At 44.2% G+C, this 26,647-nt stretch carries 25 protein-coding genes and 1 riboswitch; of the genes, 9 read left to right on the top strand and 16 right to left on the bottom strand.

The features are described 5' to 3' along the window. Window positions 1–45 precede the first annotated feature (45 nt). Together ACH32G_RS05490 and ACH32G_RS05485 are read right to left on the bottom strand one after the other, a co-directional pair. The gene (locus ACH32G_RS05490; protein ID WP_016937409.1) at window positions 46–1,095 is read right to left on the bottom strand and encodes a fatty acid desaturase; all 1,050 of its coding nucleotides are present in this window, start codon (window positions 1,093–1,095) and stop codon (window positions 46–48) included. 233 nt (window positions 1,096–1,328) lie between these two features. Continuing rightward, complete coding sequence (locus ACH32G_RS05485; RefSeq protein ID WP_448814079.1) at window positions 1,329–2,486, bottom strand: TetR family transcriptional regulator; 1,158 nt, start codon at window positions 2,484–2,486, stop codon at window positions 1,329–1,331. A 141-nt stretch (window positions 2,487–2,627) separates the two neighbouring features. On the opposite strand from ACH32G_RS05485, the gene ACH32G_RS05480 reads away from it, so the two are divergent. Then, a complete protein-coding gene (locus ACH32G_RS05480; RefSeq protein ID WP_448814078.1) occupies window positions 2,628–3,965 on the top strand; it encodes an aldehyde dehydrogenase family protein in 1,338 nt (445 codons plus the stop codon). 38 nt (window positions 3,966–4,003) lie between these two features. Here ACH32G_RS05480 and ACH32G_RS05475 read toward each other — a convergent pair whose 3' ends face one another. Further along, window positions 4,004–5,224, bottom strand: coding sequence for an outer membrane protein assembly factor BamB family protein (locus ACH32G_RS05475; protein ID WP_448814281.1), 1,221 nt, complete (start codon window positions 5,222–5,224; stop codon window positions 4,004–4,006). A 130-nt stretch (window positions 5,225–5,354) separates the two neighbouring features. Beyond that, a complete protein-coding gene (locus tag ACH32G_RS05470) occupies window positions 5,355–5,777 on the bottom strand; it encodes a DUF5391 family protein (RefSeq protein ID WP_366970962.1) in 423 nt (140 codons plus the stop codon). A 144-nt stretch (window positions 5,778–5,921) separates the two neighbouring features. On the opposite strand from ACH32G_RS05470, the gene ACH32G_RS05465 reads away from it, so the two are divergent. The 3 genes from ACH32G_RS05465 (at window position 5,922) to ACH32G_RS05455 (ending at window position 8,004) form a co-directional block, all read left to right on the top strand. Continuing rightward, window positions 5,922–6,233, top strand: a complete 312-nt coding sequence (locus ACH32G_RS05465) for an ArsR/SmtB family transcription factor (RefSeq protein ID WP_015240918.1) — start codon at window positions 5,922–5,924, stop codon at window positions 6,231–6,233. Between the two features lie 79 nt (window positions 6,234–6,312). Next, window positions 6,313–7,479, top strand: coding sequence for an MFS transporter (locus ACH32G_RS05460; protein ID WP_016937404.1), 1,167 nt, complete (start codon window positions 6,313–6,315; stop codon window positions 7,477–7,479). A gap of 69 nt (window positions 7,480–7,548) precedes the next feature. Beyond that, a complete protein-coding gene (locus ACH32G_RS05455) occupies window positions 7,549–8,004 on the top strand; it encodes an RDD family protein (RefSeq protein WP_415305556.1) in 456 nt (151 codons plus the stop codon). Window positions 8,005–8,040: 36 nt separating this feature from the next. Here the strand turns inward: ACH32G_RS05455 and ACH32G_RS05450 are convergent, their stop codons facing one another. Beyond that, window positions 8,041–8,727 carry a VOC family protein gene (locus tag ACH32G_RS05450; protein WP_448814077.1) on the bottom strand — a complete coding sequence of 229 codons (687 nt, stop codon included), beginning with the start codon at window positions 8,725–8,727 and terminating at the stop codon, window positions 8,041–8,043. A gap of 299 nt (window positions 8,728–9,026) precedes the next feature. On the opposite strand from ACH32G_RS05450, the gene ahpC reads away from it, so the two are divergent. Together ahpC and ahpF are read left to right on the top strand one after the other, a co-directional pair. Continuing rightward, entirely contained in the window at window positions 9,027–9,590 is a 564-nt protein-coding gene (ahpC, locus tag ACH32G_RS05445) for an alkyl hydroperoxide reductase subunit C (protein ID WP_004393188.1), read from the top strand. A 13-nt stretch (window positions 9,591–9,603) separates the two neighbouring features. Continuing rightward, window positions 9,604–11,133, top strand: coding sequence for an alkyl hydroperoxide reductase subunit F (gene ahpF, locus ACH32G_RS05440; RefSeq protein ID WP_007614902.1), 1,530 nt, complete (start codon window positions 9,604–9,606; stop codon window positions 11,131–11,133). 474 nt (window positions 11,134–11,607) lie between these two features. On the opposite strand, the gene ACH32G_RS05435 is transcribed toward ahpF, so the two are convergent. Then, a complete protein-coding gene (locus ACH32G_RS05435) occupies window positions 11,608–12,951 on the bottom strand; it encodes an amino acid permease (RefSeq protein WP_016937400.1) in 1,344 nt (447 codons plus the stop codon). A 144-nt stretch (window positions 12,952–13,095) separates the two neighbouring features. Beyond that, window positions 13,096–13,176: riboswitch (glycine riboswitch) on the bottom strand. A 292-nt stretch (window positions 13,177–13,468) separates the two neighbouring features. Between ACH32G_RS05435 and fbp the strand changes: the two genes are divergently transcribed. Next, window positions 13,469–15,394 carry a fructose-1,6-bisphosphatase gene (gene fbp / locus ACH32G_RS05430; protein WP_045925592.1) on the top strand — a complete coding sequence of 642 codons (1,926 nt, stop codon included), beginning with the start codon at window positions 13,469–13,471 and terminating at the stop codon, window positions 15,392–15,394. Window positions 15,395–15,453: 59 nt separating this feature from the next. Here the strand turns inward: fbp and ACH32G_RS05425 are convergent, their stop codons facing one another. From ACH32G_RS05425 to ACH32G_RS05400, 6 genes are all read right to left on the bottom strand, one after another. Then, on the bottom strand, window positions 15,454–15,918 hold the full coding sequence (locus ACH32G_RS05425; RefSeq protein WP_448814076.1) for a (2Fe-2S)-binding protein: 465 nt from the start codon (window positions 15,916–15,918) through the stop codon (window positions 15,454–15,456). Beyond that, window positions 15,911–16,753, bottom strand: a complete 843-nt coding sequence (locus tag ACH32G_RS05420) for an FAD binding domain-containing protein (protein WP_448814075.1) — start codon at window positions 16,751–16,753, stop codon at window positions 15,911–15,913. The genes ACH32G_RS05425 and ACH32G_RS05420 overlap by 8 nt, the downstream gene beginning before the upstream one ends. Next, window positions 16,740–19,070: a xanthine dehydrogenase family protein molybdopterin-binding subunit gene (locus tag ACH32G_RS05415; RefSeq protein WP_448814074.1), complete on the bottom strand. Its 2,331-nt coding sequence runs from the start codon at window positions 19,068–19,070 to the stop codon at window positions 16,740–16,742. Before ACH32G_RS05415 ends, ACH32G_RS05420 begins: the two co-directional genes overlap by 14 nt. A 5-nt stretch (window positions 19,071–19,075) precedes the next feature. Then, window positions 19,076–19,696 (bottom strand): NTP transferase domain-containing protein, encoded by a 621-nt coding sequence (locus ACH32G_RS05410; protein WP_448814073.1) that lies wholly within the window; start codon window positions 19,694–19,696, stop codon window positions 19,076–19,078. Further along, on the bottom strand, window positions 19,693–20,709 hold the full coding sequence (locus tag ACH32G_RS05405; protein WP_448814072.1) for an XdhC family protein: 1,017 nt from the start codon (window positions 20,707–20,709) through the stop codon (window positions 19,693–19,695). Before ACH32G_RS05405 ends, ACH32G_RS05410 begins: the two co-directional genes overlap by 4 nt. Window positions 20,710–20,770: 61 nt before the next feature. Then, window positions 20,771–21,787 (bottom strand): FUSC family protein, encoded by a 1,017-nt coding sequence (locus ACH32G_RS05400; protein ID WP_448814071.1) that lies wholly within the window; start codon window positions 21,785–21,787, stop codon window positions 20,771–20,773. Between the two features lie 318 nt (window positions 21,788–22,105). Here ACH32G_RS05400 and ACH32G_RS05395 point away from each other — a divergent pair, with 318 nt between their 5' ends. Both ACH32G_RS05395 and ACH32G_RS05390 read left to right on the top strand, forming a co-directional pair. Further along, window positions 22,106–22,660 carry a hypothetical protein gene (locus ACH32G_RS05395; RefSeq protein WP_049627702.1) on the top strand — a complete coding sequence of 185 codons (555 nt, stop codon included), beginning with the start codon at window positions 22,106–22,108 and terminating at the stop codon, window positions 22,658–22,660. Window positions 22,661–22,718: 58 nt separating this feature from the next. Next, on the top strand, window positions 22,719–22,880 hold the full coding sequence (locus ACH32G_RS05390) for a hypothetical protein (RefSeq protein WP_004393168.1): 162 nt from the start codon (window positions 22,719–22,721) through the stop codon (window positions 22,878–22,880). Window positions 22,881–23,204: 324 nt separating this feature from the next. Here the strand turns inward: ACH32G_RS05390 and ACH32G_RS05385 are convergent, their stop codons facing one another. From ACH32G_RS05385 to ACH32G_RS05370, 4 genes are all read right to left on the bottom strand, one after another. Continuing rightward, complete coding sequence (locus ACH32G_RS05385; protein ID WP_448814070.1) at window positions 23,205–25,082, bottom strand: hypothetical protein; 1,878 nt, start codon at window positions 25,080–25,082, stop codon at window positions 23,205–23,207. Window positions 25,083–25,557: 475 nt separating this feature from the next. Next, window positions 25,558–26,037, bottom strand: a complete 480-nt coding sequence (gene rlmH / locus ACH32G_RS05380; protein WP_448814069.1) for a 23S rRNA (pseudouridine(1915)-N(3))-methyltransferase RlmH — start codon at window positions 26,035–26,037, stop codon at window positions 25,558–25,560. A gap of 80 nt (window positions 26,038–26,117) precedes the next feature. Then, complete coding sequence (locus ACH32G_RS05375) at window positions 26,118–26,288, bottom strand: CxxH/CxxC protein (RefSeq protein WP_004393147.1); 171 nt, start codon at window positions 26,286–26,288, stop codon at window positions 26,118–26,120. A gap of 153 nt (window positions 26,289–26,441) precedes the next feature. After that, window positions 26,442–26,612 carry a hypothetical protein gene (locus ACH32G_RS05370; RefSeq protein ID WP_448814068.1) on the bottom strand — a complete coding sequence of 57 codons (171 nt, stop codon included), beginning with the start codon at window positions 26,610–26,612 and terminating at the stop codon, window positions 26,442–26,444. Window positions 26,613–26,647 lie beyond the last annotated feature (35 nt).

Raw genomic sequence — 26,647 nt, 5'->3', positions numbered from 1 at the left:
TAAAGAGCAGGCCCTTTCTGATAACAGAAAGAGCCGCGCGCCATATCAGGCATTTTTCTTTAAAGGTTCTTTCGGCACCTGCTGGGGCGGCGGTGTTTTCCGCGCCTCCCGAAAGGTGACAAATTGCTTTTCATCCTCATCCCACAGACGGAATTTCATGGATTCAAGACTTGTTTTAAGCGTAATGGTCGGTACGTTTTTTAAAGGTTCATGCCCCTCGTGAGCCGCTTCCAGCTTGTAATTCGGCACTTTCGGGCTTAAGTGGTGGACATGATGGTAGCCGATATTGCCCGTCAGCCATTGCAAAAGCTTCGGAAGCTTGTAAAAGGAGCTTCCTTCTACCGCGGCCTGCACATAGTCCCAATGCTCATCGGCTTCAAAATAAGAATCCTCGAACGTATGCTGGACATAAAAGAGCCAGACGCCGATTGACCCCGAAATAAGGAAAATCGGACCCTGAACAAGCAAAAAGTTTTCCCAGCCGACAAGCAGGCACGTCGCAGCAGCCAATAAGACAATCGCCGCGTTCGTGAAATAGGTGTTCCAGCGTTCCTTGCGGCGGGCGCCTTTTACATTGAAACGGTTTTTAATCAGAAATACGTAAATCGGGCCGAGAATAAACATAATAAACGGATTGCGATAAAGTCTGTAGCGTACTTTTGTCCAGGCTGACGCTTCGTTGTATTCCTTGACGGTCATCATCCAAATATCGCCTGTTCCCCGTTTATCTAAGTTGCTGCTTGTCGCATGATGAATGGAGTGGCTGCGCTGCCATTGAGAGAACGGAAACAGTGTCAGCACACCTGAAATAAACCCGAACAGCCGGTTCAGCTTCTTTTGTTTGAAAAAGGATTGATGGCAGCAGTCGTGGAAAATAATAAAGATTCTTGTCAAAAATCCCGCAGCTATTACAGTAAAGGCGAGGGTCAGAAAATAGGAGACATCGAGGCTGAAGTAAGCAAGAAACCAAAGGGCAAAGAACGGTACAAACGTGTTGAGAAGCTGAATGACACTATGCTTTGTATCGGCGCCGGAAAATGCGGCAACCTGCTTTTTTAAAGACGCTTGTTTTTGAGTTGCGGCGTGATTGATCATGGATGTCACGTCCCTTCTTTTTCATTATGATCCCAAGTATAACGGGGCGCCAGACGCTTTTGTAGTAGCAGCCATCATGCCCCGGATATGACATTTGTCATGTTTGGCAGCAGAAATGCTGATCTGGCGTCATATGGCAGGTTTTCTTTTTAGCCGGACAATTCATATCGGCACTTCTCGAAGAAAACAGCAAAAAAGAACTCCGCCTGTTTTGGAGTTCTTTTTTATCATCTTCACAGCAAAATCACCCGATACTTCTTCACATCCAAAAACTGCAGAAACTCTCGGGCCAGCATGTCCGGCGCGTGGTCTTTTCCTTCATGAAGGCGATATTGAATCAGACCGACGAGCATGGATGCGACATAGTATGCATAGAGCTTTTTGCCCGCCTGAATGTGCAGAGGCTGATGAAGATAAAACGATTGCAGCGCTCTGAACATTTCCGGGATGACGTCAGGCACTCCGGAACCCTCTCTCAGAAAATGGACGAGCGGCATGCCTTCCGACAGTGCGGAAAAGAGCCGGACGAGCGCAGTTTCCGCTTCTTCCATGGAGCAGTCAGCAGGATCTCCCTTTACCGTCAATAATCCGATCAGCTCCCGGCATGATTGATGAATGATCGTTTTCAGCAACGCTTCTTTGTTGGCGTAATGGTCATAAAAAGTGGCACGGCGCAGGTTGCTTTGACGGGCAATATCGGAAATCGTAATCGCCGCATAATCCTTTTTTTCTGCTGCTAAGCTGATCATTGCCTCTTGCAAGGCCTGCCTCGTCCGTGTCACCCGCCGGTCGGCGGGCTTTTTTTCTTCTTGTTCCGGCCCCCCGCGGCCGAACAGCCAGTAAAACCGTTTTTGAGAAATCAAATCCCACACCTGCCCGCTGATCGCTTCCGGTGATGCCCCGGGCTCCTCATTCAGCCAGTACAATACAATGGCATACGTGTATAAACAGCGGTAATGAATGTACATATCCTGTTCGGTCGGTGAGAAATTTGCATTCACCGGTGACAAAAGCACATCATGCCGGAATACATCTTTAAAAAAAGCATGAAAGTGAAAATACGGCATTTTATGACGATCCATCATCGTTTTGAAAAACGCCCGATGCCGGTCAACAAAAGACAGGGTCGGATGCACTTTTTGCCAGCCGCCATTTAAATGAAGCACATCTTTATGCTTCAGCGAATCATACAGCGCTTCACTCAGCCCGTCCTTCATTTCTTCCGTTATATCTTCTAAAATTGCATATTTATCCTCGTAATAAAGGTACAGTGTCCCCCGGCTCACGTGCGCCCGTTCGGCGATATCCTTCATGGTCACACGGCGGATATCCCGCTCCCCAAGCATAACCAAGAGCGCTTGTTTGATCTCAGTTGTCACAGAATCCGGCATAAGAGACACTCCTTTCATTAGACAGATCACCGCAATTTGTACGGTAACGTATAGATGCGTTTACGCTGTCTTTGCCGCAAAATCACATCACACTATAATAGGCCCTGAAGAAACAAAAAAGCAACCAGAGGAGGAAGACCGATGGATCAGCATATAAAAGCAGACATCAAACGCGTCTTTGAGCTTCAGAAAAAAAATCAAAAAACACTGCGTGCTTCAACAGCCGAGCAGCGCAAAGAAAAGCTTCAGCGCTTTTTAGATGCCGTCACCGCTCATGAAGAAGAAATCATCGAGGCGATCAGACGGGACGTCCGCAAGCCTTATCATGAGGTGAAAAGAGCGGAAACGCAGGGAACGATCAAGGCGATTAAAGATAATATGAACAATCTCGACACCTGGATGGCGCCGAAACGCGTCGGCTCATCCGTCAGCCCGGACGCTGACGGCGTATTAATGTACGAGCCAAAAGGCGTCACCTTAATTCTCGGCCCATGGAATTATCCGTTTATGCTGACGATGGCTCCGCTTGCCGCCGCCATTGCTGCCGGCAACAGCGCGATTGTGAAGCTGTCTGATTTTACGATGGAGACGAGCCATATTGCCGCGACCGTCATTCGTGAAGCATTTCATGAAGAAGAAGTCGCCATTTTTGAAGGTGAGGTTGATGTCGCGACAGAACTGCTCGACCAGCCGTTTGACCACATTTTCTTCACCGGCAGCACGAATGTCGGCAAAATCGTCATGACGGCAGCGGCGAAGCACTTGTCGTCCGTCACGCTTGAGCTTGGCGGAAAAAGCCCGACGATCATTGACAGCGGCTATGATTTAATGGACGCAGCAAAAAAAATCGCCGTCGGCAAATTTGTCAATGCGGGGCAAACATGTATCGCTCCTGACTATCTCCTTATGAAGGAAGATGTACAGGACACCTTTACAGATCTCCTGCAAACCATTGTCAATGCAGGTTTTATGGAGGATGATCATACGGTTGACCGCAATAAATTCACGCAGATTGTTAATGAGCGCAACTTTAACCGTGTCAAAGCTCTATATGATGATGCCATTGAAAAAGGGGCGAAAACGGCCTTCGGCGGCATATTCGATGCGCATGACCGCACGATTTCTCCGACCGTGCTGACAAACGTCACGCCTGATATGAAGATCATGCAGGAGGAGATTTTCGCACCGATTCTGCCGATTATGAATTACGAAGATATCAGTAAAGCCGTTGATTACATCACTGACCGAGACAAGCCGCTTGCCTTATATGTATTCAGCCGTAATCAGGAGCTGATCGATTATGTTCTGCAGCACACGACGTCCGGCAACGCTTCTATCAATGATGTCGTCGTTCATTTCACTGACGTTAACCTTCCGTTCGGCGGCGTTAATACGAGCGGAATCGGTTCATATCACGGTGTGTACGGCTTTAAAGAATTTTCTCATGAAAAAGGCGTATTTATACAAGCCTCTAAATAAAAAAAGAATCCGCGCAGATGACGCGGATTCTTTTTTTATTATTTTTTTGCCCCGAATGCGAGCAGTTTCGTATAAGTGCCGACGTAAAGCGTGCCGTCTTCAGCCAGAACCGGGGAGGAAATGACATTGCTGTCTGTTTGATAGCGCCATTTTTCATTACCGTCAGCGTCAACCGCATAGACGTTTTTATCGTCAGAGCCGAAGTACACATTGCCGTCTGCATCAATCAGCGGCGCCGTTCTCACAGGCCCGTCCGTATAGAAAGACCAGTTCATATTACCGGTTTTGCTGATGGAAAACAGTTCGCCGCTTCCGGAACCGATATACACATTGCCGTTATGGTCGATCGCTAATGAAGAGCTGGAGAAACCGTTTAACGGGAACGTCCATTTTACAGCGCCCGTTGATGTATAGGCGTATAAGCTGCCGTCCTGGTTTCCGGCGTAAACCGTGCCGTCTCTATCAATAACCGGATAACCTTTAAACCCGTTGGACGTCGTTTTTGACCATTTCACTTGGCCCGTTCCGGAATTGATCGCGTAAAAGATATTATTGTACGTTGCCGTATACAGCGTGCCGTTTGATGCTAACACGGGAGCGGAGCCGACCACGCCGTTTGTTTTAAACTTCCACTTTTGCGTCCATGTCGAAGGCGACGTCGGTTTAATCGCATAGATATAGTTATCCAGCGTCGACACATACAGCGTGCCGTCAGAACCGATAGCCGCATCGGAACTCGGCGCTCCGCTCAGCGGAACTGAAGTTAAAATGTTTCCGGTTTCTTTGTCGATGAAATACAGTTTTTTATCGTGAGAAGGAAGATAAATGACACCGTTTGTTCCGAGCACCGGAGTCAGCGTATAAGTTGTCCCGAGGTTTTCCGTCACCCATTTCACAGAACCGTCCGGATGATATGCCGTCAGCTTCCCGTCTTTTGATTGAATAAATACGGTGCCGTCTCCGTCAACCGCAGCGCCCGCACCATTTTGAGGGTTGGCCGGGACATTCTTTTCCCATTTTAACGATCCGTCGGCAGTGCTTGTGAACCGGCTTTCCCTTGACCAGTTGAACATCGTCGGAGACATGGCCTGCGCGTCATACCGTCCCGTCAAGAAACCGGATGCCGCATGATTTTGTTTAAATACCGTTTCCGCAGCTTGAGCAGCCGCCGGATGCAGCCATTTTGCCCCCGGCAGCTCAGAAACCGCTCCCAAAGATAAAGCCGCAGCAACCGCAGCGCCGGCTGCCAATGTTTTCATTCGAAGTGAAGCTGTCTTTTTTTTCAATGTAAGTTCCTCCCGTTTCTATTAAAAACTGCTATACCGCTATAATCATACCATAATCATCCTATGAAATATTTGTATTTTAAGTAGATTTATAGAACAAATGTCACATAGACTGCTGCTGATGTTTCGGAGAGGAACGAAACGCGGCAATATACCACACCACATTGACGATAAAAGCCGCGCCTGACCAAACGAAAAGACCGTAATAAAGAGACAGCTCCTGCCCTAAGGAAATGGCGGCCAATAGCGCCACCAACAAGACAGCCGCGCAAATGATAAGCCCGATTCCGCAAAAAACGGCCATGATGATTTTCATGACACGAACACCGAGAACATACATAATGAACGGGACCGCATATATAACAAGGATCTGACCGACGGCGGCCCACATGCCCGCGGAGTTAAAACGATTCGCGTTCGGCCCCGTTTCTGCAAGCGGAGAAAGCGAGACGATGACCGGCAACAGACAAAACATCAGAGCGGACAGCAAGGTCACCGTGACCGTACCTTTTTTCTTTTGATTCATGTGAATATCCTCCTGACAAACACCCGGATTTTTTACCGGTAATCTGATAATATGTTATATTTTAACACGGTTTTTACTTATTTTGAGAAGCGTTTCGTTAAAAAACGAATTTACAAATCCAGAAAAATAGATATAATAAACGTTATGGAACCGATATTGATTCATAAAGCGTTATCCAACAAAACACGAAGTGATATTATGACATGGCTTAAACACCCGGAGGACCATTTTGATGAAAGGCCTTATCTTGAGCAGGGCCTCAGTTTCCGCACCGGAATTTGCGTCGGTGATATTCAGGCAAAGTCGGGGCTTGCGCAGTCCGTCATCTCCAGCTACCTGCTGACCATGCAAAAAGCCGGCCTGCTGGAATCTGAACGAATCGGAAAGTGGACCTATTACAGAAGGAATGAAAAACAAATTAAAGCCTTTGCTGACTATGTTCAGCACCAGCTATAAACATGAAAGGAGGGCTTTTTTTGTTCTAACATATCTATTTTTCTGTATATGTAGTTGTAAAAAGGAGGCATACATAACAATGAAAAAAAGCAGTTCCATCTTCATTCTATTTTTGGCACTAGGGGTTTTCGGGATTATTACGACCGAGATGGGCATTATCGGCGTTCTTCCGCAAGTGGCGGACAGATTTCAAATGGCCGCTTCAAAAGCGGGGTGGCTTGTCAGTATTTTCGCATTCATCGTCGCTGTGTCGGGGCCGTTTTTGACCTTGCTTGCCTCAGGTATAAACCGGAAATACATTCTGCTTTTGGCGGTGCTGATGTTTGCCGTTTCTAATGCGGTCTACGCGTATACGGCGCATTTCAGTGTCATGCTTGCGTTTCGAATCATTCCGGCTTTATGCCACCCCGTGTTCTTTTCTGTAGCGCTTGCGGCCGCGGCCCGCCTTGTTCCCGCCGGCCAATCCGGAAAAGCCGTAACGAAAGTCTTTTCAGGCATCACCGCCGGCTTTGCGTTCGGCGTCCCTTTCACATCCTATCTGGCTGAGCGTCTCTCCCTTGAATCAGCCTTCCTATTCGGCGCGATCGTCAGTCTCATCGCGTTCATGGGCATTCTTCTCTTTTTGCCATCCATGCCGGTCACAGAAAAAATGTCTTTCAGAAGCCAGCTCGGCATCCTTCGCAAACCGGCCTTGTGGCTTAATATCGCTGCCGTTACCTGTCTCTTTGCGGCCATGTTTTCTGTCTACAGCTATTTTGCGGAGTACCTCGGACGGGTGTCCAATATGAACGGCACATGGGTCAGCTTCATGCTGATGAGCTTCGGGGTGATTATGATAGCCGGGAATTTCGTCTTCGGCGCTTTGTTATACAAAAATATGAAAAAGACCGTCATCCTGTTTCCGCTTCTTTATACAGCCGCCTACTTGCTCATATATGGGTTTGGGACGTCTTTCGCACCGATGGCCGTCCTTGTCTTCGTATGGGGCGCCGTTCATTCCGGCGGTCTCATTGTGAGTCAGACATGGCTTACTGCGGAAGCAAAGGAGGCCCCCGAATTCGGCAACAGCCTGTTTGTCTCCTTTTCCAACCTCGGCATCACCATCGGAACGGCGGCGGGAGGCTGGTTTATTTCACATTTGGGAATCCATCAGCTGATGTGGTGCGGCATCATGTTTGCCCTTCTGGCTTTCGGGCTGATCATGGGACGCTTGGCATGGGGAAAGAGGCCGCTCGCAGAAGCTTAAGCTCCGTTGCAAAATCCGGCATGATTACGTATAATATGGCAGATTAAAGCAAGGGAGAGAAAAAGATACATGGAAAGACCGGCAGGATTTTGGGTTCGGTTTCTGGCTTACGTCATTGATCAGATCATCATAGGAATTCCGATTTTTATCATTCAATTTGCAGTCACTTTTTTATTTGCGGCAGGCGTTGCGGCGGCTGACCCCTTCATGACCGAAAATCAGTTTAACATCTCTTTTCTGGTGTTCGGCGTTATCCCGATTCTTGTGAGCTCTTTTGTGATCAGCATCTTATATTTCAGCCTGCTCACAGCCTCAAAGATGCAGGGGACACTGGGAAAAGCATTGCTCGGCCTTAAGGTCGTCAATGAAGATGGCGGACGCGTTTCCATCGGCCAGGCCTTCGGACGCGCTTTCGCTTATATCATATCTAAGGTCATTCTTTATATCGGTTTCATTATGGGTGCCTTCGGAGAGAAAAAAGCGCTGCACGACATCATGTGCAGCACCCGGGTTGTCTATAAATAATATCCTGAAGTCCGGGCCTTTTGAGCCCGGACTTTTTTATGACGGCTGCGCCCGCTTGATGTCAATGCCGCCTTTTCCGTCAGCCTCAATGCGGATCGTCCCGTTCACAATGACAGACAGCGGATGAAACTCCGCATGCTGATCAGAAAAAATCCAGCGGCGCCCGTTCCGCCCTAAAAGCAAAAACGCCCCATCATTGTAATCACCCATAAAATGAAACCCGTTCTCCTTAAGAGGCGCGCCGTCTCTCACCGGTATACCGAAACGCTGCAGCTCCTTCCCCGTCGATACCACCTCGGCAGCCGTCAGATTCACCTCGCCGATATTCAGGACGGACTCAACCGAAAAACGTTCCGCGCTTGCCGGAGATGTGTCTCTCGCGATGAATTCCGCCAGATTGTTGGACGGATCTTTGAAATAAAAGGAACGCGCATGTATATGAGAGAAATACACCTCATCCTCCCCATCTTCCGTTTGAAAAACGACTTTATCCTTTATCCACGCCTTCGCCTCATCAAAACGATTATTCGGAATGTTAAACGCGAAATGATACGCCGGATGAGATTGAGAATCGGCGCGCCTGAATTCCAATTCACTTTCTCCCGCCTTGATTGTAAACGAATCATCGGACTCACCCGCTAAAGAAAAACCCAACACCCTGACGTAGAAGTCTTTCGTCTCCTCTAAAGCACAACTGTACAAAGTAATGTTATTTATTTGCATGATCATACCCCCTTTGGTTTATACTGCCATATAGAGGGGTTGATTCCCACTATTTCGTTTCACCAATTGAGAATCCCCCTTCCGCCCGGCGCTAAACATGATAAACAGCGCCAAACCGCTTATACCAAGCGATTTTTAACGTCTAAAGCAAAAAAAGCAGAAAATAATACCTCATATAGCTTGACAAAAAATAAATGTTATTTAATAATCTATATATAATTAGAATTATTATTGAAAGATAAAGTGAATGCTTTGTCTTTTTAATATATTTTAAAATCACATTTCAGGAGGAAGATATTATGTCTTTAATCGGAAAAGAAGTACTGCCATTCGAAGCAAAAGCTTTCAAAAACGGTGAATTCATCGATGTAACAAACGAAGATTTGAAAGGTCAATGGAGCGTTTTCTGCTTCTACCCAGCAGATTTCTCTTTCGTTTGCCCGACTGAACTTGAAGACCTTCAAGGACAATACGCTGCACTGAAAGAATTAGGCGTTGAAGTATACTCTGTTTCTACAGATACTCACTTCGTACACAAAGGCTGGCATGACAGCTCTGAAAAAATCGGCAAAATCACTTACGCAATGATCGGTGACCCATCTCAAACGATCTCCCGCAACTTCGACGTTCTTGACGAAGAAACTGGTCTTGCTGACCGCGGAACATTCATCATCGATCCTGATGGCGTCATCCAAACAGTTGAAATCAATGCTGGCGGTATCGGCCGTGACGCAAGCAACCTTGTAAACAAAGTAAAAGCAGCTCAATACGTTCGTCAAAACCCAGGTGAAGTCTGCCCGGCTAAATGGGAAGAAGGCGGCGAAACACTTACACCTAGCCTTGATTTGGTAGGTAAAATCTAAGGAGTGCATTCAATTGGTACTTGATGCAAATATCAAAGCACAATTAAATCAATACATGCAGCTAATTGAGAACGACATTGTTCTCAAAGTAAGCGCCGGTGATGATGACACTTCTAAGGACATGCTGGCTCTCGTTGACGAACTGGCTTCCATGTCATCTAAAATTTCAGTTGAAAAAACTGAATTAAACAGAACACCGAGCTTCAGTGTTAATCGTACCGGAGAAGACACAGGCGTTACATTCGCCGGTGTTCCTCTCGGCCACGAATTCACATCATTAGTGCTGGCATTGCTTCAAGTCAGCGGCAGAGCGCCTAAGGCTGATCAAAAGGTCATTGACCAGATTAAGAACATCAGCGGAGAATACCGCTTTGAGTCTTATATCAGCCTGACGTGCCACAACTGCCCTGATGTCGTCCAAGCATTAAACATGATGAGCGTGCTCAACCCGAATATCACTCATACAATGATTGACGGCGCGGCATTCAAAGAAGAAGTAGAAAGCAAAAACATTATGGCTGTTCCGACTGTTTTCTTAAACGGTGAATCTTTCGGAAGCGGCCGTATGACCATCGAAGAGATTCTCGCGAAAATGGGCAGCGGCGCAGATGCGTCTGAGTTTGCCGACAAAGAGCCGTTTGACGTTCTTGTTGTCGGCGGCGGACCTGCCGGCGCAAGCGCGGCGATCTACACGGCGCGTAAAGGCATCCGCACTGGTGTCGTCGCTGAACGCTTCGGCGGCCAGGTACTCGACACCATGAGCATCGAAAACTTCATCAGCGTCAAAGCGACTGAAGGACCGAAGCTCGCTGCAAGCCTTGAAGAGCACGTGAAAGATTATGATATTGACGTCATGAACCTTCAGCGCGCGAAACGCCTTGAGAAAAAAGACCTCTTCGAACTTGAACTTGAAAACGGCGCTGTACTGAAAAGTAAAACAGTGATCCTGTCAACAGGTGCCCGCTGGCGCAATGTCAACGTACCTGGTGAGCAAGAGTTCAAGAACAAAGGTGTTGCATACTGCCCGCACTGTGACGGACCATTGTTTGAAGGCAAAGACGTAGCCGTTATCGGCGGCGGAAACTCCGGAATCGAAGCGGCGATTGACCTTGCAGGTATCGTCAATCACGTGACTGTGCTGGAGTTCGCGCCGGAGCTGAAAGCAGACGAAGTCCTGCAAAAACGTCTTTACAGCCTGCCAAACGTCACTGTGCACAAAAATGCACAAACGAAAGAAATCACAGGCGACCAAAACGTAAACGGCATTACGTTCGTTGACCGTGAAACTGGCGAAGAAAAACACGTTGAACTTCAAGGTGTATTCGTCCAAATCGGTCTTGTGCCTAATACAGAATGGTTAGACGAAACCGTCGAACGCAACCGCATCGGCGAAATCATCGTCGATAAGAGCGGCGCGACAAGCGTTCCCGGCCTATTTGCCGCAGGGGACTGCACAGACGGCCCGTACAACCAAATCATTATTTCAATGGGATCAGGTGCAACTGCCGCTTTAGGCGCATTTGATTATTTGATCCGGAATTAATGTAAAAAAGCCGCCATACGAATGGCGGCTTTTTATGTTATCAGTTAGGGTTTGCCCCGCCAACACATGCTTTTCCTCATCGTTTTGCAGCTTCTCCCACTTTTTCGCCTGCTTTCTATATCATTTGAATTTTAAGGGTAATGTTAACATTACCCTTGTTAAAATAAATATATTCCCATTTATATCTATTACTTTTTCCTTTAATTAGAAAGGGGTTATTTGAATTGCAAAGAAAGTCTTTTACTGACTCATCCATTTTCTTTTTTTTAATTTTTATTTTGGGTGGCATACTTTTTCTTTTAACAAAATGATTCGAGTCTTTTTTAGTTGTTGACTCTCTAATCTATTTATACATAAGGCTTGCTCGCTATTAAGGCCCTATATTCGCCTGGTCAACGAAAGAAAAAGACAGCATACTGCAAGCGGTATGCTGTCTTTTTCGTGAAATTCTGATGACCATTTCATTCATAACCTTTATGTCTTGCTCCCTCTCGCCCGATAGATAAGAAACAGTCCAATAAACCACAGCGGCGTCAGCAGCAAAGCCGGGCGCGTCGCATCCGCAAACAGCATAATCACCAGAATGGCGGCAAACAGCGCCAGCACGGCGTAATTGATAAACGGCGCGAACGGCGCCTTGAAAGACGAGCTTGCGTGTAAGTCCGGACGGGTTTTCCTGTATCTGATATGACAGACAAGAATCACGCCCCACACCCAAATGAAACAAATTGCGCTGATAGTGGTCACGATGCCAAACGCTTCTTCCGGTATCAATTTGCTTAAAAGAGCGCCCGCTGACAGCACAATGACCGATACCCATAATGCGCTGCTCGGCACATGGTTTTTATTCAGCTTCGCGAAACTTGCCGGCGCCTGTTTCGTTTTGCTTAAATTATACAAAATCCGGCTTGTAGAAAACATCCCGCTGTTACAAGCAGAAGCGGCCGACGTTAATACGACAAAATTAATGATTCCCGCGGCCACCGGAATGCCGACTAAGCTGAAGGTTTTCACAAAAGGACTTTCCGCCGCATTCAGCTGCGTCCAAGGGTTAATACATAAAAGAATGATCAATGCCCCCACGTAGAAAAATAAAATACGCAATGGAATTTTATTGATAGCGGACGGAATGTTTTTTTTCGGATTTGATGTCTCCGCTGCCGACACACCCACTAATTCCACACCGACATAGGCGAAGATCACCATCTGGAACGACAGCAAAAAGCCTGAAAACCCGTTTGGAAACAAGCCGCCGTGCTCCCACAGATTCGCCGCTGAAACCGTTCCGGTATGCGTTTTGAACCCAATCACCAGCAAAACCACACCGATGACAATTAACGCGAGAATCGTGATCACCTTAATTAAGGCGAACCAAAACTCCAATTCTCCAAAAATCTTGACCGTTAACAGATTAAGCCCTAATAAAATGAGCAAACAGATTAGTGCAGGAACCCACTGCGGAATGTCAAACCAATATTTCACATATACACCGACGGCGATCACATCCGCCATAGCCGTCATAATCCAGCAAAACCAATAAGTCCAGCCGGTGACAAACGCCGCACGCGGCCCTAAATACGCCTCGGCAATATCCGTTAATGATTGGTACCCCGCTTTAGATAACAGCAGTTCTCCCAGCGCCCTCATGACGAAAAAAAGCGCAATACCTACAATAAAATACGCAAAGATGATAGAAGGACCCGCCAGCTGAATCGCCTTACCGGACCCTAAAAACAATCCGGTGCCGATCGTGCCGCCAATGGCGATCAGCTGCACGTGCCGATTCGACAAGTCCCTCTTTAGCTCTCGCTGTTCCACACCTGACTCCTCCTTACTTTTTGATGAACGACGAGAAAATAAAGCCAATAAAAAAAGAGATTGGATGCCCTCCAATCTCATGGTCATAAGAATATCAAATTATATTTGCGCCGCTGACAATCAACAGCATGCCAAATACATATTCGGTACTCTTCTGTCCTTTTGCCTGAGATTGTGAACCCTTCGGCGCCGCGGTAAACCCGCGGTCTCTCCAGAAGCCGCTCCTGCTGTAGTGCGACCCACAGCAATCATAGCCTGCTACGTATTAAGTTTCCGATAGAAATAACTATCAGCTAACTTTTTATTTTAATGGAAGTTTAATCATTTGTCAATAGGGTGATGAGCTGTCTGCGGAAGGTATATGTTGATGCCTTAAGCGCCGCATTTTCTGTTTTGTTTGTCTCAAAAAGGACTTATGAGGTACTATCATATAAGGTCTAATGATTTAAATATCATGTCATACTTTAAATTCACCTTATCATGCAATGGCTCGTAAATAAAAAGGGGATGGACGAGATTGGAAACCAAATATTTAGATCTGCTCGCACAAAAATACGATTGTGAAGAAAAAGTGGTCACAGAGATCATTAATCTGAAAGCGATACTGAACCTGCCGAAAGGAACCGAGCATTTCGTCAGTGATCTGCACGGAGAGTATCAGGCATTCCAGCACGTGCTGCGGAACGGTTCAGGAAGAGTCAAAGAGAAGATCCGCGATATTTTCAGCGGCGTCATTTACGATAGAGAAATTGATGAACTGGCAGCTTTGGTCTATTATCCGGAGGACAAACTGAAGCTGATCAAACATGACTTTGATACGAAAGAGGCATTAAACGAGTGGTATAAAGAAACGATTCATCGGATGATTAAGCTCGTTTCATATTGTTCTTCCAAGTACACCCGCTCTAAATTGCGCAAAGCGCTGCCTGCCCAATTTGCTTATATTTCCGAAGAGCTGCTGTACAAAACAGAACAATCCGCCAACAAAGAACAATATTACTCCGAAATCATAGAACAGATCATCGCGCTCGGCCAAGCTGATAAGCTGATCACCGGGCTTGCTTACAGCGTGCAGCGATTGGTAGTCGACCATCTGCATGTTGTCGGCGATATTTATGACCGGGGACCGCAGCCGGACAGGATTATGGAAGAACTGATCAACTATCATTCAGTGGATATTCAATGGGGGAATCACGATGTTCTCTGGATAGGCGCCTATGCCGGTTCCAAAGTATGTCTGGCCAATATTATCCGTATCTGTGCCCGCTATGACAACCTGGACATTATTGAAGACGTCTACGGCATCAATCTGAGACCGCTATTGAACCTTGCCGAAAAATATTATGATGATAACCCGGCTTTCCGCCCAAAAGCAACCGAAAACAGACCGGAAGATGAGATTAAGCAAATCACAAAAATCCATCAGGCGATCGCGATGATCCAATTCAAGCTTGAGAGCCCGATTATTAAGAGACGGCCGAATTTTAATATGGAAGAACGGCTGTTACTGGAAAAGATTGATTATGACCGCAATGAAATCACGCTGAACGGAAAAACGTATCAACTGGAAAACACCTGCTTTGCGACGGTGAATCCCAAACAGCCCGATCAGCTATTAGAAGAAGAAGCAGAAGTCATGGACAAGCTGCTGTTCTCTGTCCAGAATTCCGAAAAGCTGGGCCGCCATATGAATTTTATGATGAAAAAAGGCAGCCTGTATTTAAAATATAACGGCAACCTGTTGATTCACGGCTGTATTCCTGTTGACGAAAACGGCAATATGGAAACGATGATGATAGAGGATAAAGCTTATGCGGGCCGTGAGCTTCTCGATGTATTTGAACGGTTCTTACGGGAAGCGTTTGCTCATCCGGAAGAAACCGATGACCTTGCGACAGACATGGTCTGGTACTTATGGACAGGCGAGTATTCCTCCCTCTTCGGAAAACGCGCCATGACCACCTTTGAGCGGTATTTCATCAAAGAGAAGGAAACGCATAAAGAAAAGAAAAACCCGTATTACTATTTGCGTGAAGACGAGGCAGCCTGCCGAAACATCCTGAAGGAATTCGGGCTCAACCCGGATCATGGCCATATCATCAACGGCCATACACCGGTAAAAGAAATCGAAGGCGAAGATCCGATCAAGGCAAACGGAAAAATGATCGTTATCGACGGCGGCTTCTCCAAAGCCTACCAATCCACAACAGGCATCGCCGGCTACACGCTCTTATACAACTCCTACGGCATGCAGCTCGTCGCCCATAAACACTTTAACTCCAAGGCCGAAGTGCTGAGCACCGGAACCGACGTCTTAACGGTCAAACGATTAGTTGACAAAGAGCTGGAGCGGAAGAAAGTGAAAGAAACGAATGTCGGTGAAGAACTGATGAAAGAAGTCGCGATTTTGGAGAAACTGCGGGAGTATCGGTATATGAATTGAGGAATATGGAGTTCAGGGATGATTCTCTGGGCTCTTTTTGTGATTCCCCGTAATAACGGCTAATGATCCCCTTTCCCTGTATGTAAAACCGATTTAACCGCTTCTTCAATCTCCTTATAACCCGTACATCTGCAAATATTGGACTCCAGCCAATTTTTAATCGTTTCATCACTTGCATTCGGCTCAGTATTCACTAAAGCATGACAATTCATGATAAAACCAGATGTGCAATATCCGCATTGAAACGCAAATTTTTCAATAAAAGCCTTTTGAATCGGTGTATTGATAAGTCCTTCAATTGTCGTAATGTCTTTTCCTTCCCCTTCTGCCGCAAGCATTAAGCAAGATTTCATCGGTATCCCGTCCGTTAATACCGTACAGGCGCCGCAATCCCCATTTAAGCAGCCCGGCTTTGAACCGGTTAATCCGAGACGAAGACGGAGAGCAAATAACAAAGTATCGGCCGGTCTGACAGTCATCTGTCTTTCTTCGCCATTTACTTTCAACGTAATAGGATCAGACATGAGAACCTCCTTCTAATTCTTGTAAGGCATCTAAGATTGTATGCTGCAAGACAAATAACCGATATTCACTTGAGCCTTCTGCATCATCAAGAACGGGTTTAGGTACATACTGTAAAGACCTGCGGACTCTATCTTCTGCTGTGCCGCTTTTATCGTTAAGCACAGCCTCCATTTCAGCAGAACGAAAAGGAAATGGACATACGCCGCTGAAGGCCATTCTGATCTCATCATCTTTTTTCAGCGCACAGACTGTCACCAATGGATATCCGACATTCCACTGCTGTCTTCTTTTGATACTGACAAACGGCAAGTCAACATACGCTCGATCGACAACGATATGAAATAAAAAATCTCCTTTTCGCAACTGTATTTCCTTGTTAAATACTTTATTTATGGGACGGTAATGAATCCCCGCTCTCCCTGCAATCCCTAGCAAACTATCAGAAATCAGCAGCGGCAGCACGGCCTCACGGTAATAGATGCCCCCGCAAATGTTTCCGCCCAGGCTGATTTTATTTCGAGACGTCCGATCCGCAATTTCACTTACTGTTTTACTTAATAGCGGAAATGGATTTTCTTCCTCCAGTTTCGTTAATGACACGCCCGCTCCGATCACCAGATCATGTTCATAAAAACGGATGGCGTGAAATCCCGGAAGTGCGTTCATATCTATCACTGCATCCGTATAGACGATATTCAGCCTTCCTAACGTGATAATTTCCGTGCCGCCGGAAAAATACATTGGAGTTTTCTTTTCAGCCGCAAGCGAGTGAAACAGACGGGTTGTTTCTTGTATGGTCTTCGGCTTAAAATAGTCGAAATCAAACGGTATCATCTTTCCACCCCATTTGCGTCCTCCATAATTGTTCGGGAATGAGAGGAAGTTGATTCAATTGGACTCCTAAAGCGGCGGAAAGGCAATTTCCCAATGCTGCAGGCATCCCCAACAGTCCGTGTTCCCCGCCGCCGCGCGCTCCATAAGGCGCAATCACATGCGGGGTTTCAACAAATTCAATAATATATTCAGGCTGCTCTCCATAGTGAAGGGGTCTGTATGTTCTGAGTTGAGGATTTAATACTCTGCCATACGGATCAAATACAAAGGTTTCTCTTCCTCCAAATGCGATTCCCATACTCATCCCTCCCATCACTTGACCCCTTGCAGCTTTTTCATTCAGTACAGTTCCTATATCTACAACAGAATAGGCTTTTGTGATCCGATACGTATAATCCCGCTTATCCAACTCAACTTCAATTCCCTGCGCACCTACAGCCCACTCGGGTCCCGGCTTTCCTCTTCCCGTTTCCCTGTCTAAATTCGTCATCCGGGTTAATGTGTAATGGCCGCTCGCAATGATTTGGCCGCCAATGGTATTTCCATTTGGAAACGTATATCCGTAAGCAATGTCTTTTATGTCAACATGTACAGCAGGATAATCTATAAAATAAACTTTTCCGTCTGCCACTTCCAATTCCTCGACAGGAACCCGCAACACGCATGATGCCACTTCCTTAAGCTTTCGAATGGCTTCTTCCGCTGCATTCAGTACGGCTCTTCCGGCCATTAACGTCCCTCTGCTCCCGACGGTTTTCCAATGCTCGGGCGTTGTTTGGGTGTCTACAAGCATTTTCACGTGAATTTTGCTTATATCCATTTTCATTCGTTCCGCTAAGATTTGGGCTAACACTGTTTTAGTCCCTGTTCCAATTTCCACTACCCCTGACATCAAATTAATGCTTCCATCGGGATTAAAGGTTAAAATCACCCCGGATGTTGCATTTGTATCAAATGTTGAGGTTTTCCAAATACAGCTGATCCCCTTCGCCCGTATCTTCCGGCCGTCGATTTCAATTCTCTGTCCCTCGGACCAATTCATTAATTCCTTCAATCTCTCAATGCATTTCGGCACATTTCCGACCGTGCTTGAATTGAGAAGAACTTGAGTAGGTGTAGTATCACCGGGACGAATGGCATTTTTATAGCGGAGTTCTAACGGGTCCATGTTCAGCTTTTCCGCCAATACATCCATCGTCCGCTCAAAGGCAAATAACACTTCAGCATGGCTGTAGCCCCTGAATGCACTTGGATATGGATGATTCGTATACATACAATATGAATCACACGATATATGATCGATAGCGTACGGACCCGTACAATCAACCACCGCAGCCCGGCTGATGTCCACTCCTTTATCAGAGTATGCTCCGCCATCAAATAAAAGCTGAATGTCTGCCGCCTTTAAAATTCCATCCTTCGTGGCCCCTAATTTGACAATGGCATCCAGCCCTATGTGACCAGGAGATGTGATCATATCCTCTTCTCTCGTATTAAATAATTTGACGGGCCGGCCTCCGACTGCTTTTGATGCCAAATAGGCAATGACCTCTAACTGAACGGCTGCTTTTCCCCCGTACGCCCCTCCTACTAAAGGAGTTTTGACGATAACCTTTCCGGGTTCAATACCAAAGTACCACTCCATTAATTTTTTAATGGCAAAAGGAGCTTGGGAGGATGTAGTCATGATAATCTCCTCATCAGCCCGAATTTCAACAATCGAGCATCTTGTCTCCATAGCCGCATGATCAGAAGGGTTAAAGGAAATTTGGAATTCTGCTGTCACATCACTTTCCTTAAACCCGTCTTCAATATTTCCTTTTCTGATTTTATCCAGGTTCGCGATATTTGTCTTCGGAACCGGGAATACACCTGCCTTCTTCTCATAGCGGTCAACATGTTCATGGACGAGGGGAGCATCCTTTTGAAAAGCCTCACGGGGGGAATTGACGACGGGAAGAGGTTTATAGGACACTTTAATGGCATCCGCGGCCTTTTTAGCTATGATTGGATTTTCCGCAACAACTACAGCAACCGGCTCCCCGTGGTACCTGACCCTTTTATAAGCAATTGGCGGCCTGTCTTTAATTTCTTCACCTGCAAGCGGAAAAGGTTCATCGCCCAATATCGCTTTCACTCCGGGAATCTTCCAAGCTTCTGAAAAATCAATAGACACAATATCGGCATGAGCATATGGGCTGATCAGCATTTTTGCGTGTAATGTGCCTGTTTCATGTAAATCATCCGTATATTTCGCCTTACCCGTCACTTTTTCAAGGGCCTCTTTCCGAATGACACTTTTCCCGATATACTCCAACTCATTCACTCCCCGAATTTATTCAGCAGGAAAGTATAATCTTCAACCGTGTCTACGTCATAAAAAAGCAAAGGGTCTTGAAAGCTGATCATTTTTCCCGTCTTGACCATACTTTCACGGATCACGTGCCGGGCGCCCTGATCTCCCTTTAACTGATGCAAGACTGGAAAACATTGATTTGAGAATAAAATGGGGGGCATAGGAAGATGCTGATTTTCAGCGGCGATAAATGAATAGCGGCGCTCCTTTTGATAGGAATCAATTAACGTATTGATGATATCTGCGGTGACAAACGGCTGATCTGCAAGGAGAATGATAACGGCGTCAGCCTCGTACGCTGCCGCTTTTTTCAAACCGCATTGTATAGAATGGCCTTGGCCCTTACCCGCTTGCTCACATTCTGCCTGACTCCACTTATTTGAGATGGGATTTAAAAAGAAAAAATCCGAAAGCCAATGCAGTGAATCTCCCTTTCTCGTTACAACGAAGATATGATCTAATTCAGATAACAGGGCATGTTTAAGCGCCATACTTCCGAGGGAGACCCCATTGAGAAATAAACTGCGCTTATCCGTCCCCATGCGTCTGCTTGTACCGGCTGCCAGGTAAATGCCTGCTGTTTTCATAAGCGAGCCCTTTGTTTTCGCATTTCTTTAATCATCTCGCCAACAATGCTTACAGCAATTTCCTCAGGCCCTTGTGCCCCGATGGGAAGCCCAATGGGGGAATGAATATCCTCTGGAATCTCAGCTCCGCCTAATAGCCGCTCGGTGCGCCTTCTGGGGCCTAATACACCTTTATAAAACACATTCTCGTTTTTTAATGTATGTAAAATGATCTGATCTTTTTGAAAGCTGTGCGTCATAATAACAACAAAATCCCTTTGGGTCATCCTCAGGCCTTCTATGACTTCTTCCGGTGCTCCTATTATCAATTGGCCGGCTTCAGGAAAATGGCCGTGATGACATAAAGCGGGACGCCAGTCAATCACTGTCACATGAAAGCCCGCACAAGCCGCCAACGAAACGAGCGGCCTTGCATCTTCTCCTGCTCCGAAGACATATAGACAAGGTTTTGGAACCATCTGATGGATAAACAATAAATCAGATGTATGTTCATCCCTTTTGATTCCCTTTTCTGTCTGTCTCAGTTTTTGGATACAGCCTTGTTCCATAACATTCTCGCTTCCAAACACTCTGCCGTCCTCAGCTATATACAGATCTTCCTTCGGCTCTAACATTTCAGTGAATCGTTTCACTCGGGTCACAGACTTTTTTTCATCTAAGCATGTCTTGACTGTCATCAGATTTCGTTCCAATTCCCCTTTTACAGGCTCAAGCAACACCGTCAAAGCACCATTACAGCCAACACCCTGCCCCCAGGATAAATCGTCCTCCGCGCTCATATCAAAGCGGACAATCAACGGCTCTCCCCCAGCCCAGATCTGCTCTGACCTTTCAGCAAGATCTTCCTCCAGACAACCGGCGGATAACATTCCGACTCTTGTTTTATCCCCTAAAATTAACATGGAGGCCCCTTCCTTCTTATAAGCGGACCCCTCTGTTTTAATGATGGTAGCCAGTACCTTAGCTTTCGCAGAAGCCGCGATGACCTCCAAAATCCGGTGTATATCATCCATTTGATTTCCCCCGCTTTTACCTGATCATCTGTATATCCATATTCTTTTTTTCCAGAGAACATTACAAACTCTTCAGCAATTTCTTCGTTTCTAAAAAAAAAGAGTCCTTATAGACCTTATGACCGGGCAGCGGGTGTGACTGCATGCCGGAACGGAGAGATTCCAATAACACGTTCTGTTCCTTCTGTTTCCAATTGTCTGTTTCACCCAGCTGTATTCCTTTAAAACCCGCAAAAAATTCACTTAACACTTGTAAATCATTGCCCAGCTCCCTTTTGTCACTCGTAGATAAAGCTCCTTCCCTTTCCCATTCTTTTAACGTTTTCACGACATTGGATAAATACTCATATCCAGCATTCATCTTTTGCATCTCTGTTTGATATCTTGCAAGAATGATTTTATGTTTTTTTCTGATGGGGTTGAATTTCAAGCTCTCAGAGGCTGTTTGCAGCATCTCTTTTGCCATATGCAGCTCCTGCAGAAGGTTATTCACTCTATCTTCCATGAGCGTCCCTTTTCCTTGTCCCCACTCTGATTGCACCCATTTGGAAACGTCTGAAAGTGTGTCAGAAAGCTGATGAGCCAATGTTTGAAAAGAGTCCGCTGCCCTTTTTGTATAGTCCGGCGGAAAAAGAAACATATGCACCAGAATCGCGATGACGACGCCGATCACCGTATCGATGATCCGATCCATTGCATAATCTTTAGAGTGTCGTTCAAACGTAAATACCAATAAAATGGTGAGGGCTACCTGATGCAGAACCGTTTCATCTATTCGTAACCACTTTGCAACGTACGTCCCGCCTAATAGTAACAGCCCCAGCATCCAGCCATTCATTTGTAAGTAACTTACAAGATAAGAGGTTAACATGATTCCGATGACCGTTCCCGCAATCCGATGAAAAGAAAATCGAACCGACTGATCTATGGTCGATTGCAAACATAAGATAACGGACAGAGGAGCTAAATACGGATGTTTAGAACCCGCCAGCTTTGCCGCTTCCCAAGAAACCGCGGAGGCAATCGCCATCTTCCAAACCAAGGATGTTTTGTTTTGATTTTTTTTACTTTTCTTCATCATACACCCCCTCCTTTCAGAAACCTTTTCCACTAGGTTTCCGTGACGGAAAGGGATTTATACTGACGTGTGGAAAATGCGGAAGAAGCTGTTGTTCGCAATAAGGTGCTTCTCTGAGATCTTCTTTACGGTTTCTATCCTCCTTGATAACTTCGCATCAGATATGAACTCTACTCTCCTATGACTTTCGAAGGGAAACATACAAACCTTGTCGGTTAATGTGATGAAATTGGGTGAATTTTTTATCATTTTATATGGTAAGGGTTTAAGAAGCAGAATGCCTTTGTTAGTATGGCAACCAAAGGAGGAGGATCAATTATGCAAAGCAAAATGAAGCTAACCGCAGTGAAACTGGCAGCCTTGGTATTCCTAGTAGGTGCCTTTGCCCTCCCGGTTTTACCCCATTCTGCGGCTGCCGCAGAATCACAAGCTACATACAAAGTTGAAAACCTCAACGACAGTGAGCTGAAGATGACGTTCAATCATGCAGATGTTCATATTGACGCTAAAGGCAATGCAACGCTTAAAGACAACATAACAGGCGAGGAGCAGGCTCTTCCGAAAAGCTCTACTGACAAAAATGGTGACCCCGTTACACTGAAATATGAAAAAATCAAAAATGGCGTTTTAGTCAAAGTCGTGAACAAAGACGCTGGAAAAACGAGCGGTTCAATCAGCACCCAATCAGTCGGGAAATGTATTTTAGGTACTGGCGGCGGTGCGGTAACTGGCGGCGGCACACTGGGTCTCGCAGGAGCTGCTGTAGGAACAGTCACAATACCCGGCATCGGAACAGTAGGAGCGGGTGCCGTCGGAGCAATTACCGGCGCTGTTGGCGGTGCAATGACAGGAGCTGCCGCATCTTGCTTTTAACCATGAAGAAAAAGGGGCCCGCGCCCCTTTCTTTTACTAACTATGGAAGGTGGTCGACATGTACAAAATCATCATTCCTTCAATACTAGCCATCTTCATTCTCTGGATACTCTTACAGATTTCACTGGAGATAAGCATCGTTAAGAATCCATTGAATTATTTTATTGTATTCATTGTCTTCTTTCTCTTTATAAAGATGGTGAAAGAGAAGCAACAGTAGGTTGCTTCTTTTACCATGTGTAGAAAATAAATCCATATCTTAATGAATTGTATAAGCAGAAACCAGATTTAAATATATAAAAAGTCTATTCTAGACGCTCTATATATATTTATTCGATTTTAATTTTAGGCAGGCATTTATTTATGATACGATTCACAGGAATGTATCTAAATGAGGTTTTATTAGTTCACGATAAGTTCTCCCCTTTTTGAATCCTTGAGTTAATCCCCATCCACCATCTTGACTTTCTTTTACTGATAATTTGGGCATCTGTGAAACCCTAACTACTACTAAGTATATTCTTTAAATCCGCAATCAAATATTTTATCTCAATCTATTCAGTATTCCCTTTTCCTTAGTAATTTCTAACTGCTGTTCTCTTAATTCTTTATTTAAGGTAGATACATTTATGTCCTTCATCAAAATAAAAAGCTCCCTTATAGCTGAATCTTTTATTTGCATTATAGGGGTATCAACATTATGCCTTTTCATTTCAACAGCATTTTTAACTCTTTTTATATATTCAAACTGCTCTTCAAATAACCATATGTCAGAATAGGGGAAAGTACCTATTCCTAAAAGGGTTTCTTTCATTATATGAACATTGTACTTTAGATTATTATAGTTCCATTCAAGCAACTTAGCTAATAAGAGTTTTAAGTAGTATTTTACTTTTAGCAATTCATCTATATCTTTAGTTCTCTTTAACAAATCAGTTAATTTTCCTGCAACAATAAGACACGCAAAGTAAATAGATTTGTTGTTAAAATCAATTAAGAAATACATTAACCTTTCTTTTTTTTCTTCCTTTATCAATTCTATTAGTAGTGCACTTAAAGGAATTCCCGACATTGATAATTCACCATCGTACTGGTCCCTGATATCCCCCGCTACTCTATTCCATTGTGGATTTATTTTTTGAGGAATAAAGTAATGGTGAGAAGAATGAAGATCGATTAACATCATCCTTATATCTTCAAAGTACTCAGTTATATTATTGGAATAGTAATGCTTACTAGAAGACAAATCGCTCTTCTTATTTAGGATCTTATAGTAATCTACAAAGAATCTCCCGTAAATTCCCCTAACACTCAATAATTCACCCCTCAATTTTCCAAGTCGTGTGTAAGATAGATCGTTATTTAAAAGAAGAAAACAATACTCCATACTTAATTTCATAGCTCTCTTTATTTCTATGTATTGTGTTGAAGTTATTTCATCTTTAGAAATTGTTATGAGATCTATAATTTCCTTAAAATGATTTCCAATTTCATATGAAAAAATCACTGTTTCATTTTTAATAAAAACACTTAACATCCTGTTATATTGATACAGAGCTTCAAATTTTTTTGTTTTCTTTACTAATTCACTAATACAATTAGACCACAAAGAGATGATATCGGATTTGTTCATCATCTCCGTATGATTTTCCTGTATTTCTTTTCCGTAATTCTTCAATGAAAGATCTGTTATCTTTTCAAAAACCTTTAAATTCATTTTATATTCTATATCATCACGCCAGATTCTTTCTACTGTATCGTTAACTAATTCAAATAGATTGTTAGACAGTTCATAAGTTGGGTCAAAAGATTTCTTTGCATACTTTTTTATAATTTTTCTATTTTCTAAGTAATATAGTGCGATAATCTTGTTTCTCGTTAACTGTGGAAAATTAGTATAAGTAATAACTTTTAGAATTAAAATTGTTATTGCTATCATTGAAGATAGAAATAAGAAGACAATACTCTCTGAATCAGGCTTAGTCATCATCAGGTATAAATTTATAAATAAAAGAACAAATATGAATGGTGTTAATAATAGAATATTGCTTAGTATCGAATTTGAAAAAGCTACGCTATAAATTGAAGTTCCCAACATCTTTTCTTTCTTTATATTTGAGATAAGAGAAAACAGCGAAAGAATTAAAAAAGTTATACTTATTTGGGCTATTACAAGTCTGGTATTTATTTCAGAATTAGTTACAGGTATGTAAGACAATATTTTCTGTAGAAAATCAAAGTTTATAATTTTTGTTAATTGGAGGACTAATCCAACATATGTTATTAAGATGATATTTTCTAGTATTTTGAATATAAACATCATCCAATTATATAATACAAATCTTATCTTTAAATCTAAATAATTTTTTCCTCTTATTAAAGAGTGCTTAATTCCTTTAATTCTATGTTTGAATTTCTTCAATATTAATCACCCTTTACATAATCCTGAATTTAAAGCTATGTTTAAAATATCTTTCTCATACAATGAGTACCCATTGGTATTGAAATGTTGATCACATATTAATTCTACGAAGTTCAACATCTATGGGAGTAAATTAGCCGAAATAAAAGCTAAGTTTGGTTCTTATGAAATTTGGATAAAATTTTTTAAGTTCTGTTGTTATCCAAAGGAATACTGACTAAACGACCTAAAGCATTTGCTGGCGGGCTCCCGACGCCTTTATAAAACAGCTACTCAGTAGTTAATTGATAAGATTCACATTAAAACAAAAATCAAACTCAAGTTCAATATTGAACCTGAATTTGATTTTACTAATTGTAAACATTTTGAAAAAATATACTTGTTCACTTATTGTATCGTGAAACGGATAATGAAAACAAACTTTAGTACCTCTTCTAATAATGGGTTATTACCTTATCTACAACAATATTTCCCTCTACTTATGATAAGGCTCCCCACGATTAATCCGAAAAGCCCGATAAATCTGCTCTACAAGTATGAGCCGCATCAGCTGATGAGGAAATGTCATTTTTGAGAATGACAGCTTTTCATCTGCGCGTTTCATGACGGCGTCGCTTAGGCCGAGTGAGCCGCCGATGACGAAGGTGATTTTGCTTTTTCCATAAGTCGCCAGCTTATCTATTGTATCGGCCAGTTCTTCGGAAGTTTTCATTTTTCCTTCGATGGCGAGAGCGATGACGTGGCTGTCCGGGCTGATTTTGGCCAGGATGCGTTCGCCTTCTTTGTCTTTGACGATTTTCATGTCTTGGTCGCTCAGGTTTTCCGGAGCTTTTTCGTCCGGGAGTTCGATAATGTCGATTTTTGCGTAGGCTGAGAGTCGTTTTTTGTATTCTTCAATGCCTTGCTTGAGGTATTTTTCTTTTAGTTTTCCGATGGTCACAATATTGATATTCACAGGTCATCCCCACTTTAGAAACAAGTTATTCATATATATTGTCCACAATTGTGGATATCTTTTCTGTATTTTGTGTAGGATCATTCGTTCCCTACTAGATATGTTGCAGTGTCCCCACATAATTCACAGGCTGTGGATAAACTGTTAGTATGTTCGATTTTTCTGATTTCGGGCGGAAGCTCATGATCATCTATGTACATGTCCAGTACGGTTTCGATATGTTCTTCACAAGAATAATAAGCGGTTTTCATTGTTACATCCTCCGGTTTTCTTTTGCGCGCGGCAATTGTTCTCTTTTCAATATAACCTATTTATACACATGTTAGTAGTGCTTCGGGCTGAGTTTTATCCACAATTCGGCAAATCACGCGCAAAAAGAGCCGGCGTTTTCAGCATCCGGCTCTTTACGTGTTTTCTCTTTTTTCTAAGCGAAGAACGAACAAAATCCCTAATAGACACGCCAGCAGCGTACAGCATACATCAATCCAGTCCGGCTTTCCGCCGTTTAAAAAAGAGTTGGTTATCACGGAAACCAGGAGAATGGTGATGGTCACCGCGGCAAGCTTTTTCTTCATCGGCTCCCTCCTTCATCTGACTGTCTTCTGCTTTT

This window comes from Bacillus sp. CIS52, from assembly GCF_053545315.1.
Note: the sequence above shows the minus strand (reverse complement) of the source record. Positions and strands in the feature narration are given on the sequence as shown.

What these genes read in the sequence shown, in the direction of transcription:
- ACH32G_RS05490 (WP_016937409.1), bottom strand. Translation starts at nt 1,095, where the DNA reads ATGATCAATCACGCCGCAACTCAAAAACAAGCGTCTTTAAAAAAGCAG.
- ACH32G_RS05485 (WP_448814079.1), bottom strand. Translation starts at nt 2,486, where the DNA reads ATGCCGGATTCTGTGACAACTGAGATCAAACAAGCGCTCTTGGTTATG.
- ACH32G_RS05480 (WP_448814078.1), top strand. Translation starts at nt 2,628, where the DNA reads ATGGATCAGCATATAAAAGCAGACATCAAACGCGTCTTTGAGCTTCAG.
- ACH32G_RS05475 (WP_448814281.1), bottom strand. Translation starts at nt 5,224, where the DNA reads ATGAAAACATTGGCAGCCGGCGCTGCGGTTGCTGCGGCTTTATCTTTG.
- ACH32G_RS05470 (WP_366970962.1), bottom strand. Translation starts at nt 5,777, where the DNA reads ATGAATCAAAAGAAAAAAGGTACGGTCACGGTGACCTTGCTGTCCGCT.
- ACH32G_RS05465 (WP_015240918.1), top strand. Translation starts at nt 5,922, where the DNA reads ATGGAACCGATATTGATTCATAAAGCGTTATCCAACAAAACACGAAGT.
- ACH32G_RS05460 (WP_016937404.1), top strand. Translation starts at nt 6,313, where the DNA reads ATGAAAAAAAGCAGTTCCATCTTCATTCTATTTTTGGCACTAGGGGTT.
- ACH32G_RS05455 (WP_415305556.1), top strand. Translation starts at nt 7,549, where the DNA reads ATGGAAAGACCGGCAGGATTTTGGGTTCGGTTTCTGGCTTACGTCATT.
- ACH32G_RS05450 (WP_448814077.1), bottom strand. Translation starts at nt 8,727, where the DNA reads ATGCAAATAAATAACATTACTTTGTACAGTTGTGCTTTAGAGGAGACG.
- ahpC (WP_004393188.1), top strand. Translation starts at nt 9,027, where the DNA reads ATGTCTTTAATCGGAAAAGAAGTACTGCCATTCGAAGCAAAAGCTTTC.
- ACH32G_RS05425 (WP_448814076.1), bottom strand. Translation starts at nt 15,918, where the DNA reads ATGTCTGATCCTATTACGTTGAAAGTAAATGGCGAAGAAAGACAGATG.
- ACH32G_RS05420 (WP_448814075.1), bottom strand. Translation starts at nt 16,753, where the DNA reads ATGATACCGTTTGATTTCGACTATTTTAAGCCGAAGACCATACAAGAA.
- ACH32G_RS05410 (WP_448814073.1), bottom strand. Translation starts at nt 19,696, where the DNA reads ATGAAAACAGCAGGCATTTACCTGGCAGCCGGTACAAGCAGACGCATG.
- ACH32G_RS05405 (WP_448814072.1), bottom strand. Translation starts at nt 20,709, where the DNA reads ATGGATGATATACACCGGATTTTGGAGGTCATCGCGGCTTCTGCGAAA.
- ACH32G_RS05400 (WP_448814071.1), bottom strand. Translation starts at nt 21,787, where the DNA reads ATGAAGAAAAGTAAAAAAAATCAAAACAAAACATCCTTGGTTTGGAAG.
- ACH32G_RS05395 (WP_049627702.1), top strand. Translation starts at nt 22,106, where the DNA reads ATGCAAAGCAAAATGAAGCTAACCGCAGTGAAACTGGCAGCCTTGGTA.
- ACH32G_RS05390 (WP_004393168.1), top strand. Translation starts at nt 22,719, where the DNA reads ATGTACAAAATCATCATTCCTTCAATACTAGCCATCTTCATTCTCTGG.
- ACH32G_RS05375 (WP_004393147.1), bottom strand. Translation starts at nt 26,288, where the DNA reads ATGAAAACCGCTTATTATTCTTGTGAAGAACATATCGAAACCGTACTG.
- ACH32G_RS05370 (WP_448814068.1), bottom strand. Translation starts at nt 26,612, where the DNA reads ATGAAGAAAAAGCTTGCCGCGGTGACCATCACCATTCTCCTGGTTTCC.